Origin of the sequence: Streptomyces sp. NBC_00154 (assembly GCF_026342835.1) — a bacterium.
Taxonomy (GTDB): Bacteria; Actinomycetota; Actinomycetes; order Streptomycetales; family Streptomycetaceae; genus Streptomyces.
Window position 1 is genome coordinate 1642489 of record NZ_JAPEMI010000001.1, and the last position, 15211, is coordinate 1657699.

Sequence of the window (15211 nt, forward strand, 5' to 3'; positions counted from 1 at the left end):
ACTGATGCACTCCGGCGCAGAGGTCGTGATCACGCCGCTGACACCCTTCTGCCCCGCCTGTCGGCGCCCAGCGCCCGGAGGCGGGGTGCGGTATCCGTTCCCAGTGACCAGCCGCTGCGGGACAGCCCTCAGAGGCTGTCCGTGGCCCCGGGCAGCGGCTGCTGCGCCCAGATGACCTTGCCTTCAGGGGTGTACCGCGTGCCCCAGTGCTCGGCGATCTGCGAGACGAGAAACAGCCCGCGGCCTCCCTCGTCCATCGTCGCCGCGTACCTCAGATGGGGTGAGGTGCTGCTGCCGTCGGACACCTCGCAGATCAGGCTGCGGTCGCGCAGGAGCCGCACCCGGATCGGTGCGGAGGCGTGGCGGATGGCGTTGGTGATCAGCTCGCTGAGTACCAGCTCCGTGGTGAACGCCAGCTCCGACAGGTCCCAGTCGTCGAGCTTCTCGGCGACGGCGGCGCGTATCCCGGCCACGGCGGCCGGCTCGAGCGGAACGTCCCATTCGGCGATCTGGTCGGCGGAGAGCGCGCAGGTGCGGGCGATGAGCAGTGCCACGTCGTCCTTGGCCTGGGTGGGAAGGAGCGCGTCGAGCACCGCCCGGCAGTGTTCTTCCGGCGATCGGCCGGCATGGGCCAGGGCCTGGCGGAGCAGCTCCATCCCCACATCGATGTCCCGGGTGCGGTCCTCGATCAGCCCGTCGGTGTAGAGGACCAGCTGAGCACCCACGGCCAGATCCAGCTCGGCCGTCTTGAACGGCATGCCGCCGAGCCCCAACGGTGGCCCGGCAGGAAGGTCGGGGAACTCCACTCTGCCGTCGGGGTGGACCAGCGCGGGGAGGTGATGACCGGCGCGGGCCATGGTGCAGTGCCGGGAGACTGGATCGTAGATCGCATACAGGCAGGTCGCTCCCACGACCCCGGCGCCGACGTCCGTGCTCCCCTCTTCCCTGTCGATGCGGTCGACGAGGTCGTCGAGGTGGCCGAGGAGCTCATCGGGCGGCAGGTCGAGCGTGGAGAAGTTGTGCACCGCGGTGCGGAGCCGCCCCATGGTTGCGGCGGCATGCAGTCCATGGCCGACGACATCCCCGACGACCAGGGCGACGCGGTTGCCCGACAGCGGGATCACATCGAACCAGTCACCGCTGACTCCCGACTGTGCGGGCAGATAGCGGTGGGCGACATCCAGGGCGTTCTGTTCGGGCAGGGCGCGCGGCAGCAGGCTGCGCTGCAACATCGCCGCCAGGGCGTGTTCGCGGGCGTACCGGCGGGCATTGTCGATGCTGACCGCGGCGCGGGCGACCAGTTCCTCGGCGAGTGACCGGTCCTCCTCGTCGAACGTCCCGGCCTCCCGCGAGCGCCAGAAGTTGGCCATGCCGAGAACCACGCCCCGTGCCTGCAGCGGTGTCGTGAGGAGTGAGTGGATTCCGTACGCGATGACGTCGTCCGTGCGTTCCGGGTCCTGAGCACGCCAGCCGGGTGCGGAGGACAGGTCGGGCACCACCACCGACCGGCCGGTGGCGAATCCGCGCGCCTGGGGCGTGGAGGGAAGGAAGGTGATGAGCTCGCCGCGCGGGTAGAGGGGGTGGTCGTTCCGGATACCGCTGACAGCGACGCGGCACATGTCGGCGGCCGCGCCGGTCGGCTCCTCCCCGAGCAGGACGGCGTTGGCGAGGTCGACGGTGACGAAGTCCGCGAAACGGGGAACGGCCATCTCGGCCAGTTCCTCGGCCGTGCGCGCCACGTCCAGGGTGGTGCCGATGCCCAGCCCGGCGTCGTACAGCAGCCTGAGGCGTTCGTTCGCCGCGTCCACCTTGCCCGACAGCGCCAGGAGCTGGGTGGAGTCGCGCAGGGTCGCCACCGTTCCCAGAGAGCCTCCGTTGTGGTCCGTGCGCCGCTGGTTCACCACCAGCATTCGGTCCCCGGCCAAGTACACCTCGTCCGTGGCCACGCGGCCGGAGACAAGCAGCTCCGCCGTGGCCGGGTCGAGGCTCTCCAGTTCATCGACCCGGCGTCCCTGGGCATCCGGCGGCAGATCAAGCAGCCGTTCGGCCTCGTCGTTCGCCAGCAGCAGCCGACCGTCGCGTCCGACGATGAGCACCCCTTCGCGGACGGAGTGCAGCACCGCGTCATGGTGCTCGTACATGCGTGTCATCTGGGCGGGATCGAGCCCGTGGGTCTGCCTGCGCAGCCGTTTGGCCACCAGTGCGGCCCCGCCCGTGGCCAGGGCGAGCGCGGCGGCACCGCTGGCAAAGATGACCACCAGCTGCCTGCTGACCGTGTTGGCGACGTTCTTGACCCTGAGACCTGCGGACACCAGGCCCACGACCGAGTGGTCGGGAGCCTTGACGGGGACAATCGCCTGGACCTCATGGCCGAGGGGTCCTTGGACGTCTTCCACGTGGACCTGACCCGCCAGCGAGGGTTCGATGTTGCCGACGAACTTCTTCCCGATGAGCTCCGGGCGGGGGTGTGTGTAGCGAATCCCGTGGGTGTCCGTCACCACGATGAAGTCGACCCCGGCCAGTTTCCGCGCCTCCTCGGTGAGCGGCTGCAGCACCTTCGAGGGATCGGGGGATCTCAGCGCATCCACCATCCCCGGAGCGTGTGCGAACGACTCCGCTGCCGCCACCGAACGGCGCTCCGCCTCGATCTCGGCGTCGTGAAACGATTGGAGGACCAGCGCAAGGACCGCGCCCGCCACGAGCAGGACAATGACCACCGCCTGCAGGACGAACACCTGCCGGGCTACGCTTCGCGGACGCCTGCCGCTCAGTGACCGAACCGATCTGCTCCGGGATCGGTCGGAATGGTCGACCATGGCGCCATTTCTAACACTTTCCAGCAATGCATGCCCATTGGGTCACTCTCGTCCGATTTTCATCGACCAACCGTCAGGCCGAGGCGCGCTTCTTGGAGGATGCCTTCCTGGCCACCGGCTTCGTGCCCGTTGCCGACTTCGCTGTCTTTGCCGCCGTGTTCGCCGTCGTCTTCTTCGTGGCCGACTTCGTAGCCGACCGTGCGGTGGTCTTCTTGGCGGGGGTTCTGCCCGGCGTCGTCTTCTTCGCGGCGGCCTTCCGGCCGGTGCTCGCTGCCGTGGAGGCAGCTTTCTTCTTTGCCCCCGTTCCCCCGCTCTTCTTGCGTCCGGCGAGCGAGGTGACCTTCGCGACCGGGGCGCCCTCTCCCTCTTCCGGCTCCTCACCGCGGGCTTCCTTCGCCGCCCGGACGCTGTTTTCCAGCGCCGCGATCAGGTCGATCACCTTGCCGCCGCCGTGCTCGTCGGAGGCGGCGGGCTGCAACGCCTCGCCGGAGGCCTTCGAGGCGATGAGGGTCTCCACCGCCTCGCGGTAGTCGTCGTGGAGCGTGTCCATGTCGACCTCGCCGAGGGTGGCCATCAGCGCGTCGGCCAGATCGAGTTCGGCGTCACGGACCGTGACGTCGGCCTCCGGGGCCACTCCGTCGGTGGCCCGGATCTCATCGGGCCAGAGCAGGCCGTGCATGGCGATCACGTCGTCGACCACGCGCAGCATGCCGAGCCGTTCACGGCCGCGCAGTGCGTACTTGGCGACCGCGACCTTCTGGCTCCGCTTCAGGGCCTCGCGCAGCAGTGTGTACGGCTTGGCCGCCGGCACTCCGTTGGCGGAGAGGTAGTACGCCGCGTCCATCTGGAGCGGGTCGATCTCGGTGGCGGGCACGAATGCGACGATCTCGATCGTCTTGGCGGTGGGAAGCGGGAGCGAGGCCAGGTCCTCGTCGGTGATCGGGATCATCGTGCCGTCGGCATCCTCGTACGCCTTGCCGATCTCGGCGGTCGTCACCTCCTGCTCGTCGAGTTCGCAGACCTTCCGGTAGCGGATCCGGCCGCCGTCGGCGAGGTGGATCTGACGGAAGGAGATCGAGTGGCTCTCAGTGGCATTGACCAGCTTGATCGGGATGCTGACCAGCCCGAAGGAGATCGCGCCGTTCCAAATGGACCTCACCGTTCACCCCTGTGTCCCTGGAGATTTCGACAGGTATCGATAGATGGCGATTGATTCCTTAAGATCCCGGAATCATGTGATTCTTATCGTATGACGCCGATCACGAAGGTGGAGGGGCGGCGCCTGGCGCTCAGCAACCTCGACAAGGTGCTGTATCCGGCCACCGGGACCACCAAGGGCGAGGTGCTCCACTACTACGCGGTCACGGCGGCCGACGCCCTGCTCACGCATCTGCACAACCGGCCGGTCTCCTTCCTGCGCTATCCGGACGGGCCGGACGGGCAACGCTTCTTCACCAAGAACCCGCCGCCCGGTACCCCGTCCTGGGTACGGATCGCCGAGGTGCCGCGGCATGCGGCACAGCAGAACCGGCAGGTGGTCGTACAGGACTTGGCGTCGCTGATGTGGGCCGCAAACCTGGTGGTGGAGTTCCATACGCCGCAGTGGCAGGCCGATGCTCCGGGGATCGCCGACCGGATGGTGTTCGACCTCGATCCCGGAGCTCCGGCGACCGTCGTGGAGTGCTGCCGGGTGGCGCTGTGGCTGCGTGAGCGGCTGGCGGCGGACGGGTTGCCCGCGTACGGGAAGACCTCGGGGTCGAAGGGGCTGCATCTCCTCGTACCGCTGGAGCCGGCTCCCGCCGATCGGGTGTCGGCGTACGCGAAACGGCTGGCGGTGGAGGCGGAGCGGGATCTTCCGGACCTGGTGGTGCACCGGATGACGCGGGCGCTGCGGCCGGGGAAGGTGTTCGTCGACTTCAGTCAGAACGCGGCGGCGAAAACCACCGCCACCCCGTACACCCTGCGCGCCGGGGCCGAGCCGACCGCCTCCGCGCCCGTCACCTGGGCGGAGATCGAGGACTGTCGGACCCCCGCCGAGCTGGTATTTCTGGCCGCCGACATGGCCGGGCGGCTGGAGCGGTACGGGGATCTGCTCGGCCCGCTGCTCGATCCGGACCGGGCCCGGCCGCTGCCTGCCGCTCCCTGAGCCGAGTCCGTCGGGGCCCGTTCAGGGCCATGCTGCCTGCCCTTGGCGGCCGTGCGGGCAAAAGGCTGCATGTGGCGGGTGGATTGTCCGGGCCGTGGTGCACACTCTGCGCAGACACTGCTTCGTGAGGTCGCGTGGGGAGGCGATGGCGTGTTCGCAGGGATCGACGAGGTCGACTGGGCCTCGATGGAGCATGCGTACGGGCCTGCCGATGATGTGCCCGGGCTGCTGCGGGGGCTGGCGTCCGCCGATGCGGCGGAGCGCGAGGGAGCGCTGGACGGCATGTACGGGGCCGTGCACCACCAGGGCGATGTGTACGCCTGTACGCTTGCCTGCATTCCGTTTCTCTTCGAGCTGGTCGCGGATCCGGGGATCCAGGACCGGGGCAGCATCGTCGAGCTGCTCACCAGCATCGGTGGCATCGATCTGGACGAGGACGACGAGGAAGAGCTCGACGAGGAGGAGATCGAGGGCGCGGCGAACTACGCGATGGCGGCCACCGCCGTCACCGCGGGCGCCGGGGTGTTCTTCGAGCTGATCTCCGACGAGGACCCGGGGGTGCGGCTCGCCGCACCGCTGGCGCTCGCCACACTGCACGGCCACCCGGTGCGGGTCCTCGCCCTGCTGCGGGAGCGGCTGCCGGTGGAGCCGGACGAGGAGGTGCGGCTCGCGCTCGTGGAGGCCGCCGGGCGCGTCGCGCTGCGGCACCGCCCGCTGGCCGGGCAGGCGGCTGACTGGCTGAGCCGGCTCGCCGCGGAGTCGTACGCCCCGGGACTTCGGCTGGCCGCCCTCGCCCAGCTGGCCCGGTGTGCGCCGGAAGCACTGCCGGGTGATGTCGTACGGGTGGTGGCGGGACTGCTGCGCCGACTGCGCGCGGCACCGGCGGGCGCAGCCGACGGGGAGGACGGGACCAACGGGGCGGACGAGGCGGATCCGGTGGTCATCGCCGGGCCGGGCGACGATCCGGGTCCGGCCGCCGATGCCGCCGAGGAGCGAGGCGCGCCGGTGACCCTGGTGGGGCAGTTGCGGGCGCTGTCCGCCGCCGAGTCCGCAGGGCGTACCGCCCCCTGGACGGCGGATCTGCTGCGGACACTGCACGTCGGGCTCGACGACCGGGTCGCGGACCGGACGGCGCTGCTGACCGATCAGCTGCGCAGCCCCGACCTCCGGCAGCGGATCGACGCCGTGCGGATGAGCTCCGGGCTGATACGGGCCTGGCGGGGCTCGTACGAGGAGCTGGTCCGGCTCGTGGGCGAACAGCTCGCCTCCCCGGAGCCGAAACTGGCCGAGGCCGCCTCGCATGTGCTGGAAGAGCTCTTCGGGCTCGCCGCACCGGCCGCGGACGCGCTGGCGGCGCGGGTGGCGGCGGACCCCGGGGCCTGGGTGAAGGAGTGGGCGAGCGGACCGCCGGGGCTCGGCAGCGCGGTGAAGGCACTGGCCCGGCTGGGTGACGCCCGGGCCCTGCCCGCGCTGGCCGCCGCCCTGGAGCGTCCCGAGGTGCCGCACGACGTGGGTTTCGCCATCGGGTATCTAGGGCCGGCTGCGGCACCGCTGGCCGGGGTGCTGCGCCGCAGGCTCGGCGAGGTCGCTCTCGACGAGGGGGCGTACGACCGGGCGAATCCGCTGCTCTGCGGGCTGACCGCGCTGCGGGCGGGCGAGGCTGCGCCGGAGGTGCTGCGAGTGCTGCGCGGTGCGCCGGAGTATCGCGGGGAGTGGTTGCGGACGTCGGCGCTGCGGGCGCTCGGCTCGTTCGGTCCCGCAGCGCACTGCGCCGTACCGGAGTTGCGGGCGCTGATTCGCCGCCCCGGGACCGCGGCGGCGACGGAGGCGGCGCAGGCGCTGTGGGCGGTCGACGGGGACGCGGAGGCCGTGCTGCCGGTGCTGATCGAGGGGCTTCGGGCCGAGCATGCGCACGAGCGGAGGTCGGCGGTGACCGCGCTGGGCGGGCTGGGGGCCCGGGCGGAAGCGGCAGCGCCACGGCTGCGGGCACTGCTGTCGCACGACGAGCTGTGGCTGCGGGTGGACGCGGCGATCGCGTTGTGGGAGGTGTCCGGCCGGGCCGAGGAGTCCGTGCCGGTCATGCTGGCTGCCTGGGAGAAGAATCGTCATGTCAGGGTCCGGGTGACCGAATGCCTGGCGCGGATGGGTGCTGCTGGTGCAGGGTCGGATGCGGCACACGTTCTGCGTGCCGAACTCGCCTCCGTGCGCCGTCACAACGCGATGGACGGCGGGTACGGCAGCCACGACACATACGAGGACGAAAAGCTGCTGGCGCTCTGCCGGCAAGCGCTTCCGGGGAACACGGGGAAAGGGCCCACAACGTGATCATCTTTGGTACGCGAGGCTATCTCTATCAACTGGCCGTTCTGACGCTGGTCTGCGGCTGGTGCGGCAACCCGGCCGCGCACACGCTGCGCAAGCGGGTCACGAAGTTCACGCTGTTCTTCGTGCCGCTGTTCCCGTTCTCGACCAAGTACGCGACGCAGTGCACGTTCTGCGGCGGGGAGCAGAAGATCCCGAAGGAGCAGGCCGAGCAGCTGCTGGCGCAGCACGTGGCGGCGCAGGACGGCAACCCCTTCGGGCAGGCACAGCAGCAGCCGGGGTACGCGCAGGACGGGCAGAACCCCTACCAGCACTGAACAACTGCCTCTTCACCGGCAGCAAGAAGACATAAGGGACTTCCTTCCGAATAAGGTCGACGGATCACGGGTTTGCGGACTCATGGACCGGACGACCGGGAAGGGAGCGAGCGATGTGCCCGCCCCGCCGGGTGACGCGCCGCGCGACGGCGGCCCTCGTGGCCGCCGTCGGCGCCGCGCTGCTGGCCGGCTGCGGCACCGACGGCGGCCGGCTGCAGAGCGCCGGACCGGCCCCGACCGCCATCGGGCCCGCCCGGCTCTGGCCCCAGCTGCCGCCCGCCTCCGCCGCCCCGTACGACTACGGCGAGGGCGCGACGGCGCGCATCCCCGGAATCACGGTCCCGCACGACGATGTGCGCGCGCTGGACCCGATCGCCGTGGTGCAGGCCGACCTGAAGGCCACCACCAGCCGGTCCAGCGGTTCGGACGAACTCCCCGCCGACACGGTCCGGAGGATCACCGCGTGCGGCACCGCACCCGCCGCCTGCCCGGTCCTGCAGCCGTACTACCGCGATCTGACGGGCGCGGGCAGGGACGACATGGTGCTCGGCGTGCGGCGCAGCGACGGGCAGCTCTCCGTCCGGGTCTACATGGCGCACGCGGGCGCGCTGACCCGGATCATGGCCGTCTCGGACGCCGTGATCAGCGTGGAGCTGGCCGGCCGGGATGTGATCATGCGGGTGCCGTCGGCGATCACCGGCTACGAGTACCGGACGGTCTGGTCCTGGGACGACCAGCAGCACGCGATGCTGCCGACGCAGGACGAGATCCTGCGGAAGCCCCCGGAGGCGGAATCCAGCGGCCGGCCGAGCGCGGAGCCCAGTCCTGCGCCGACCGTGACGTCGCCGTCGCCCGCCGTCTCCGAGGGGCGACGATGAGGCGACGGAGACTGCGTACGCCCGCCTGGACCGCGACGCTCACCTGGAAGGCCGCGGTGTTCATCACCGTGATGTGCTGCGCCCTCGCCGCACTGCTCGGCGTACTGGTGCACACCGCGGTGACCCGGGAGACCGTCAGCGAGGCCCGCGACAAGGCGCTCGCCCGGCTGGGGGACGCGACCAGGGCGTACGAGGCGGGCGAGGCGCTCCCGCCGGATTCCGGTATCGACCCGGCCGGACTGCCCGCCCCCCTGCGCGACCTGGCCGTGAGTGGGCGTCGGGGCACCGTCGTCGCCGACGCCCACGGCCGGGCGGCCATGTGGGCCGCCGGCCCGGCCGACGGCCGGGCGCTCGCCACCGAGATCGACTACAGCATGAGCGCCCACACCATCGACCGCCTCGACCGGGCGATCGTCGGCTCCTCGCTGCTGGCGATCGCCGTGACGCTGCTGGTCGGCGCCTTCGCCGTCACCAGGGTCACCCGGCGGCTGCACCAGACCGCCCGGGTGGCCCGCCGGATCAGTGCGGGCGATCTCGACGCCCGCGTCGACGACCCCTGTACGGCGGACCCTGCGCGCCCGCAGGACGAGGTGGCGATCGTCGCCGGTGCACTGGACACGATGGCGTCCACGCTCCAGCGCAAACTGCTGGCCGAACAGCGTTTCACCGCCGATGTGGCGCACGAGCTGCGCACCCCGCTGACCGGTCTCTCGGCCGCCGCCGAGCTGCTGCCGGCCGGCCGGCCGGCCGAGCTGGTGCAGGACCGGGTCCGCACCATGCGGGCGCTGACGGAGGATCTGCTGGAGATCTCCCGGCTGGACGCCCGTACCGAGGAGGTCGATCTCGCCGTGCACGAACTGGCGCCGCTGGCAGAACGGGTCGTGCGCGCGTCGGGGACGGAGACCGAGATCCGCGTCATAGGAGCGGAAGCCGCCAGCGGGGTGCGGAACGTGCAGGTCGAGACGGACAAGCGGCGGCTCGAACGGGTCCTCGGCAATCTGATCTCCAACGCGCACAAGCACGGCCGCCCGCCGGTGGTCCTGACGGTCGACGGGCCGGTGGTGACCGTACGCGATCACGGCCCGGGCTTCCCGGACTATCTGCTGACCGGCGGTCCGCAGCGGTTCCGGACCGAGGGCGGCGGCAAGGGCCACGGGCTCGGACTGACCATCGCCGCCGGTCAGTCGGCCGCCATCGGCGCCGAACTCGTCCTCGGCAATGCGGAGGACGGCGGGGCGGAGGCGCGGCTGACGCTCCCGGAGTACGTGCAGTTCGACGAAGACGAACCGGCCGGCCAGGACGGCGACGACGACGGCAGCCGGTCCGGCGGCGACAGGCCGACCGGCGACGGCCAGGCCGAAGCGACATAAGGGAAATAAGGTCCACCTCTTGCTACGTTGCGGGGCATGACCGCAACGAGGCCGGACGCACCCCCGCCCGAGCTACGCCTGCCCAAGCGGCGCGGAGTGGAACTCTCGCTCCTCATCGGGGCCGTCCTCATCTCCGTCTACGGCTACGCGGCCGTCGGTCTCGCGCGCAACGACGCGGTCCCGCCCGATGTCGCCGGTTACGGCGCCGGCCTGGGACTGCTCGCCCTCCTCGCCCATCTCGCCGTCCGCTTCCGGGCCCCGTTCGCCGATCCGCTGCTGCTCCCCATCGCTGTCCTGCTCAACGGTCTCGGCCTGGTGCTGATCTACCGGCTCGATCTGGAGACGCCCAAGGACCAGGCCGCACCCACCCAGCTGATCTGGTCGACGCTCGGTGTCGCGCTCTTCACCGTGGTCGTCGTCTTCCTCCGCGACTACCGGGTGCTGCAGCGGTACGCGTACCTCTCCGTCGCCACCGCCCTCGTCCTGATGATCGTGCCGATCTTCTTCCCCGCCGTGAACGGCGCCAAGATCTGGATCCGGGTCGGCGGATTCTCCTTCCAGCCCGGCGAGTTCGCCAAGATTCTGCTCGCCGTCTTCTTCGCTGCGTATCTCGCCGCGAACCGCAATGCCCTCGCCTACACCGGCCGCAAGATCTGGCGGCTCCAGCTCCCCACCGGCCGCGTGCTCGGCCCGATCGTGGCGATCTGGCTGCTCAGCGTCTGCGTGCTGGTCCTCGAACGCGATCTGGGCACCTCGCTCCTCTTCTTCGGCCTCTTCGTGATCATGCTGTACGTGGCGACCGGCCGGACCGGCTGGATCGCGGTGGGACTGCTGCTCGCCGCCGTCGGCGCCTTCGTCGTCGGCTCCTTCGAACCGCATGTGCACAGCCGGGTGGAGGACTGGCTCGATCCGTTCGCCACCATCGCCGCGGGCCGCGGGCCCAGCCAGCTCGCCCAGTCGCTGTTCGCGTTCGCCGCGGGCGGGATGCTCGGCGCCGGGCTCGGTCTGGGCCACTCCATCCTCATCGGCTTCGCCGCCAAGTCCGACTTCATCCTGGCCACAGCGGGCGAGGAGCTCGGACTGTCCGGGCTGACCGCGGTCTTCCTGCTGTACGCGCTGCTGGTAGCCCGCGGCTACCGGGCCGGCCTCGCCCTGCGCGACCCCTTCGGACGGCTGCTGTCGATCGGGCTCGCCTCGATCCTGGCCCTCCAGGTGTTCGTGATCGCGGGGGGCGTGATGGGGCTGATCCCGCTGACGGGCATGGCGATGCCGTTCCTCGCCCAGGGCGGTTCGTCCGTCGTCACCAACTGGATCATCGTGGCGCTGCTCATCCGCGTCAGCGACGTCGCCCGCAGACCCCACCCCGACCAGGTGGAGACCGGGGTCATCGCACCGATCGCGGAGGACCGGTCGTGATCCGCTACATCCGGCGGGCCGCCGCGTTCTGTCTGCTGCTGCTCATGGCGCTCCTGCTGAACGCCGCCCGCATCCAGGTCTTCCAGGCCGACGAACTGAACGACAACCCCGCCAACCGCCGCCGGACGATCGTCCGTTACGACCAGCCGCGCGGCGACATCATGGTCGGCAAGAGGTCCGTCACCGGTTCCCGGAACACCGGCGAGCAGCTCAGCTACGAGCGTACGTACACCAACGGCCCCTTGTACGCGCCGGTGACCGGCTACGCATCGCAGACGTACGGCACGACGCTGATCGAGAACGCCGAGGACGGCATCCTCTCCGGCACCGACCCGATGCTCGCCCCGGTCCCCCTGTGGAACGAGATCACTCGCAGCCAGCAGCCCGCCGGCAACGTCGTCACCACCATCAAGGACTCGATGCAGCGCGCCGCGTACGACGGGCTGGGCAGCCGGCGGGGCGCGGTCGCCGCCCTCGAGCCGTCGACCGGCAAGATCCTGGCGCTGGTCTCGACCCCCTCGTACGATCCGGGACGGCTCTCCGGCACGGGTTCGTCGGTCACCGACGCCTGGCGGCAGCTCAACGCGGCGAAGAGCCAGCCGATGCTGAACCGGGCGATCCGGCAGACCTATCCACCGGGTTCCACTTTCAAGATCGTGACGGCGGCGGCCGCGCTCGACGCGGACGTGGTCACGGACCCGAACGCCTACACCGACACCCCGTCCCCCTATGTGCTGCCCGGGACCAGCACCACGCTCCCCAACGAGGCGAGCGGCTGTGAGGAGGCGTCGCTCGCCGAGGCGATCCGGGTGTCGTGCAACACCGTGATGGCCCATCTTGGGGTGCAGGTGGGGCTGGACGGGATGGTGGAAGCGGTACGGAAGTTCGGCTTCAACGACACCGGGCTGAAGATCCCGTCCGGGGTGGCGAAGAGCAACTTCGACACCGATATGAGCGACGACCAGCTGGCCCTGTCGTCGATCGGACAGTACGACACGACGGCGACTCCCCTGCAGATGGCGATGGTGGCGTCGGCCGTGGCGAACGGCGGCGAGCTCAAGTACCCGTATCTGGTGGACCGTACGACCACCAAGAGCGGCACCACCGTCCGTCAGAACAACACGCGCTCGTACCACCGGGCGATGAGTCCGCGTACGGCGACGCAGCTGCAGCGGATGATGGTCGACGTCGTGGAGCAGGGCACCGGGTCCAACGGTGCGATCTACGGGGTGACGGTGGGCGGCAAGACCGGCACGGCGCAGCACGGCATCGACAACACGGGCATGCCGTACGCCTGGTTCATCTCCTGGGCCGAGTCCCCGGACTCGGGGCAGCCGACGGTCGCGGTCGCGGTCGTCGTCGAGGACGCCGCCGCGAAGCGGGCGGACATCAGCGGGGGCGGCAGCGCGGCGCCGATCGCCAGGTCCGTCATGGAGGCGGCACTGCGGGGCTGACGGCACGGGTCGCACGGTTCGGATCCGGGTCGTCCCGCGGCGCGGAACGATCCGTGCGACGCGGAGCACCCTGATTACTGTGCGGTCATGACATCCCTCGCGCCGCAGCCCGGCCACGAACTCGCCCAGGTGAACGTCGCCCGGCTCAGATTCCCATTGGACTCCCCCGAGTTGAAGGACTTCGTCGATGCTCTCGATCCGGTCAACGCGGTCGCCGACCGAGCCGCCGGCTTCATCTGGCGGCTCCGGAGCGAGACCGGGAACGCCACCGACGTACCGGTCTTCGGCGACTCCTGGCTGATCGTGAACATGTCGGTGTGGCGGGACACGGACGCACTGACGGCCTTCATGTACCAGGGGCAGCACCGCGATCTCCTTGCCCGGCGCCGTGTGTGGTTCGAACGGGTGGCGGAGGCGATGACCGCGCTCTGGTGGGTGCCGGCGGGTGAGCGCCCGACGGTGCAGGACGCCGAGGAGCGTCTGCGCCATCTGCGTGAGCACGGTCCGACGGAGCGGGCGTTCACCCTGCGGACCGGCTTCCCGGCCCCGCCCGCCGCCGCGGGCTGATCAGCCGATCGGCCTGCGCGACTCGGCCCTGACCTCGGCCGTGTCCGCCGCCGCCTGCTCCAGGTCCACGCTCTTCGGGTCCTGGACCGCGGTCTTGGGAGTGACCAGGCCGACGAAGGCCGCCGTGTTGTCGTCGCCCCAGGCGCACATGGGGATGGTGCTGGTCACTCCGGCGTCCTTCGACGTCACGACCTGACAGGCCACCGTGATGTCGTATCCGTCGGGCGTGAACTCCCTGGCGGGTACGACGACGGTCATGCCCTTCTCTCCCGCGGCCCCCTCCAGGATCTTGTCCCGGGTGAACTCGGGCATCCTGATCCGGCCCCACATACCGGAGATGACCAGAACGCCGCCCTCGGCGGAGGTGTACTGGGTGACGACGGCCTTCACATCACGGACGCTGGGGTCAGGGACCTCCTCGACCTCCTTGCCGTCGGTCGACGACGTGTCCTCGGCTAGCGTGTACTCCTCGTCCAGCAACTTCTTCGGCACGGTGAGCCGGTACTCGGCCTCGGGGAAGCCACCCACGACCGACTTGCCGGCTCCGACCAGCTGGAAGGCGGTGTAGCCGAGGGCGCCGACCGCCACCAGTGCGGCGGCCGCGATCCCGATGACCATGCCGGTCCGCTTCTTCTTCGGCGGCTGAGCACCGGGCGGGCCGGACATCCCCGGCTGCCCCCACGGCCCCTGCGGCGGCCCCTGCGGCGGCAGTTGCTGCTGCGGATAGCCGTACGGGGGCTGCTGGGCATACGGGTTGTGCTGCGGGGGCCGGGGCGGCCCGTACGGGCCCTGCGGCGGCTGCGGCGGCATGGTCATGGCACCCAAGTTACGTCACGCGTGCGAACGCCGATTCGACACAGGGTGGCCGTCTCAACTCAACGGCTCACGACTGCGCAGCCACTGGGCCGGCACGCCGTCGACCCCGGTGGCCGCGGCGACGACCCCGCCGGTGATGGCGCAGGTCGTGTCGACGTCGCCGAAGCCCTCGGCGGTGGCCCAGAGGGCCGCTTCCAGATCGCCCGGATGCCGGGCCGCGGTCCACAGGGCGAACGGGACCGTGTCGTCGGCCCGGATGCGCTGCCCGTTGCCGAGCAGATCGGCCGCCTTCCACGGCTCGGTGGTGAACGGCACGGCTGCGGCGCGCCGGATCCCGTCCCGTACCGATCCTTCGGGTGTCCGGTCCCCGACCGCCGTCAACGTGAACCCACCCCGCACCTGCAGTGCCGCGGCGACGGCCACGGCCACCGCGCCCGCGATGCCCTGCGGGTGGGCGTGGGTGACCTCGGCCGACAACTGCGCCTGCCGGGCGGCATGGTCGAGGTCCGCGTGGAACCGGGCGCCGAGCGGTGCGACCCGCATGGCGGCGCCGTTGCCGAGGCTGCCGCCCTCGAACAGGTCGGGCGCGAGGCTGCGCCAGTCGGCCGGTGCCGTGAGCAGCTCGGGCAGCAGGATGTGCATGCCGTGGCCGTAACCGCGTGCCGGATCGATGTCGTACGTGAGGGCGAAGCAGGCGGCGAGCCGGTCCTGGTCCACCTCGCCGTGCTCGTCGAGGACACGCTGCAGGGCGCGGGCCATGGCCGTGTCGTCGGTCCAGTGCCAGACCGGTTCAGCGGGTGTGCGACGGGCGCGGATCTCGTTGCGGGCCTGCCGGGGCGGGCGGAAGAGCGGGAACCATCGCTCCCCGAACGCATCACCGAGTGACAGTCCTTCAAGGCTTCGGCGGGCGGCCGCCAGGTCTGCGCGCGGGGGCGTCATGAGGGTCATCCTGGCGCCCGGGGCAGCGGGTGTACATCCCTTATTGACGCGTACGGGCAGCGCCCGGCCCGGGATCTCGCGGAACTGTGCCACGGCTCCCGTGCGTCACCGCCGAGGGCGTCGCGGCGACGCACGCCGCACTGCCGGAGGAGCCGGTACGGGTGGCGGAG

At 70.9% G+C, this 15211-nt stretch carries 12 protein-coding genes; 8 read left to right on the plus strand and 4 right to left on the minus strand.

Annotated elements, in window-relative coordinates:
- Positions 1 to 128: 128 nt before the first annotated feature.
- Together OHA03_RS07165 and OHA03_RS07170 are read right to left on the minus strand one after the other, a co-directional pair.
- Positions 129 to 2816, minus strand: a complete 2688-nt coding sequence (locus tag OHA03_RS07165; RefSeq protein WP_267001861.1) for a SpoIIE family protein phosphatase/ATP-binding protein — start codon at positions 2814 to 2816, stop codon at positions 129 to 131.
- Positions 2817 to 2889: 73 nt separating this feature from the next.
- Positions 2890 to 3975, minus strand: coding sequence for a Ku protein (locus OHA03_RS07170; RefSeq protein WP_267001863.1), 1086 nt, complete (start codon positions 3973 to 3975; stop codon positions 2890 to 2892).
- A gap of 90 nt (positions 3976 to 4065) precedes the next feature.
- Here OHA03_RS07170 and ligD point away from each other — a divergent pair, with 90 nt between their 5' ends.
- The 8 genes from ligD (at position 4066) to OHA03_RS07210 (ending at position 13286) form a co-directional block, all read left to right on the plus strand.
- Positions 4066 to 4962, plus strand: a complete 897-nt coding sequence (ligD, locus tag OHA03_RS07175) for a non-homologous end-joining DNA ligase (RefSeq protein WP_267001865.1) — start codon at positions 4066 to 4068, stop codon at positions 4960 to 4962.
- Positions 4963 to 5112: 150 nt separating this feature from the next.
- Complete coding sequence (locus tag OHA03_RS07180; protein WP_267001867.1) at positions 5113 to 7287, plus strand: HEAT repeat domain-containing protein; 2175 nt, start codon at positions 5113 to 5115, stop codon at positions 7285 to 7287.
- Positions 7284 to 7601 carry a zinc-ribbon domain-containing protein gene (locus OHA03_RS07185; RefSeq protein WP_267001869.1) on the plus strand — a complete coding sequence of 106 codons (318 nt, stop codon included), beginning with the start codon at positions 7284 to 7286 and terminating at the stop codon, positions 7599 to 7601. The genes OHA03_RS07180 and OHA03_RS07185 overlap by 4 nt, the downstream gene beginning before the upstream one ends.
- Positions 7602 to 7714: 113 nt before the next feature.
- On the plus strand, positions 7715 to 8479 hold the full coding sequence (locus OHA03_RS07190; protein ID WP_267001871.1) for a hypothetical protein: 765 nt from the start codon (positions 7715 to 7717) through the stop codon (positions 8477 to 8479).
- Positions 8476 to 9849, plus strand: coding sequence for a HAMP domain-containing sensor histidine kinase (locus tag OHA03_RS07195; protein WP_267001873.1), 1374 nt, complete (start codon positions 8476 to 8478; stop codon positions 9847 to 9849). Before OHA03_RS07190 ends, OHA03_RS07195 begins: the two co-directional genes overlap by 4 nt.
- Positions 9850 to 9885: 36 nt before the next feature.
- Positions 9886 to 11265, plus strand: coding sequence for an FtsW/RodA/SpoVE family cell cycle protein (locus OHA03_RS07200; protein WP_267001875.1), 1380 nt, complete (start codon positions 9886 to 9888; stop codon positions 11263 to 11265).
- Complete coding sequence (locus tag OHA03_RS07205; protein ID WP_267001877.1) at positions 11262 to 12719, plus strand: penicillin-binding transpeptidase domain-containing protein; 1458 nt, start codon at positions 11262 to 11264, stop codon at positions 12717 to 12719. Before OHA03_RS07200 ends, OHA03_RS07205 begins: the two co-directional genes overlap by 4 nt.
- An 87-nt stretch (positions 12720 to 12806) precedes the next feature.
- Positions 12807 to 13286, plus strand: a complete 480-nt coding sequence (locus tag OHA03_RS07210) for a DUF3291 domain-containing protein (RefSeq protein ID WP_267001879.1) — start codon at positions 12807 to 12809, stop codon at positions 13284 to 13286.
- Here the strand turns inward: OHA03_RS07210 and OHA03_RS07215 are convergent, their stop codons facing one another.
- Together OHA03_RS07215 and OHA03_RS07220 are read right to left on the minus strand one after the other, a co-directional pair.
- Positions 13287 to 14102: a hypothetical protein gene (locus OHA03_RS07215; RefSeq protein WP_267001881.1), complete on the minus strand. Its 816-nt coding sequence runs from the start codon at positions 14100 to 14102 to the stop codon at positions 13287 to 13289. It lies immediately after the preceding gene.
- A 54-nt stretch (positions 14103 to 14156) separates the two neighbouring features.
- On the minus strand, positions 14157 to 15041 hold the full coding sequence (locus OHA03_RS07220) for an ADP-ribosylglycohydrolase family protein (RefSeq protein WP_267001883.1): 885 nt from the start codon (positions 15039 to 15041) through the stop codon (positions 14157 to 14159).
- Positions 15042 to 15211: the final 170 nt, after the last annotated feature.

Coding starts and splice junctions, on each gene's coding strand:
- OHA03_RS07165 (WP_267001861.1), bottom strand. CDS start 2,816: ATGGTCGACCATTCCGACCGATCCCGGAGCAGATCGGTTCGGTCACTG.
- ligD (WP_267001865.1), top strand. CDS start 4,066: ATGACGCCGATCACGAAGGTGGAGGGGCGGCGCCTGGCGCTCAGCAAC.
- OHA03_RS07190 (WP_267001871.1), top strand. CDS start 7,715: ATGTGCCCGCCCCGCCGGGTGACGCGCCGCGCGACGGCGGCCCTCGTG.
- OHA03_RS07195 (WP_267001873.1), top strand. CDS start 8,476: ATGAGGCGACGGAGACTGCGTACGCCCGCCTGGACCGCGACGCTCACC.
- OHA03_RS07200 (WP_267001875.1), top strand. CDS start 9,886: ATGACCGCAACGAGGCCGGACGCACCCCCGCCCGAGCTACGCCTGCCC.
- OHA03_RS07210 (WP_267001879.1), top strand. CDS start 12,807: ATGACATCCCTCGCGCCGCAGCCCGGCCACGAACTCGCCCAGGTGAAC.
- OHA03_RS07215 (WP_267001881.1), bottom strand. CDS start 14,102: ATGACCATGCCGCCGCAGCCGCCGCAGGGCCCGTACGGGCCGCCCCGG.
- OHA03_RS07220 (WP_267001883.1), bottom strand. CDS start 15,041: ATGACGCCCCCGCGCGCAGACCTGGCGGCCGCCCGCCGAAGCCTTGAA.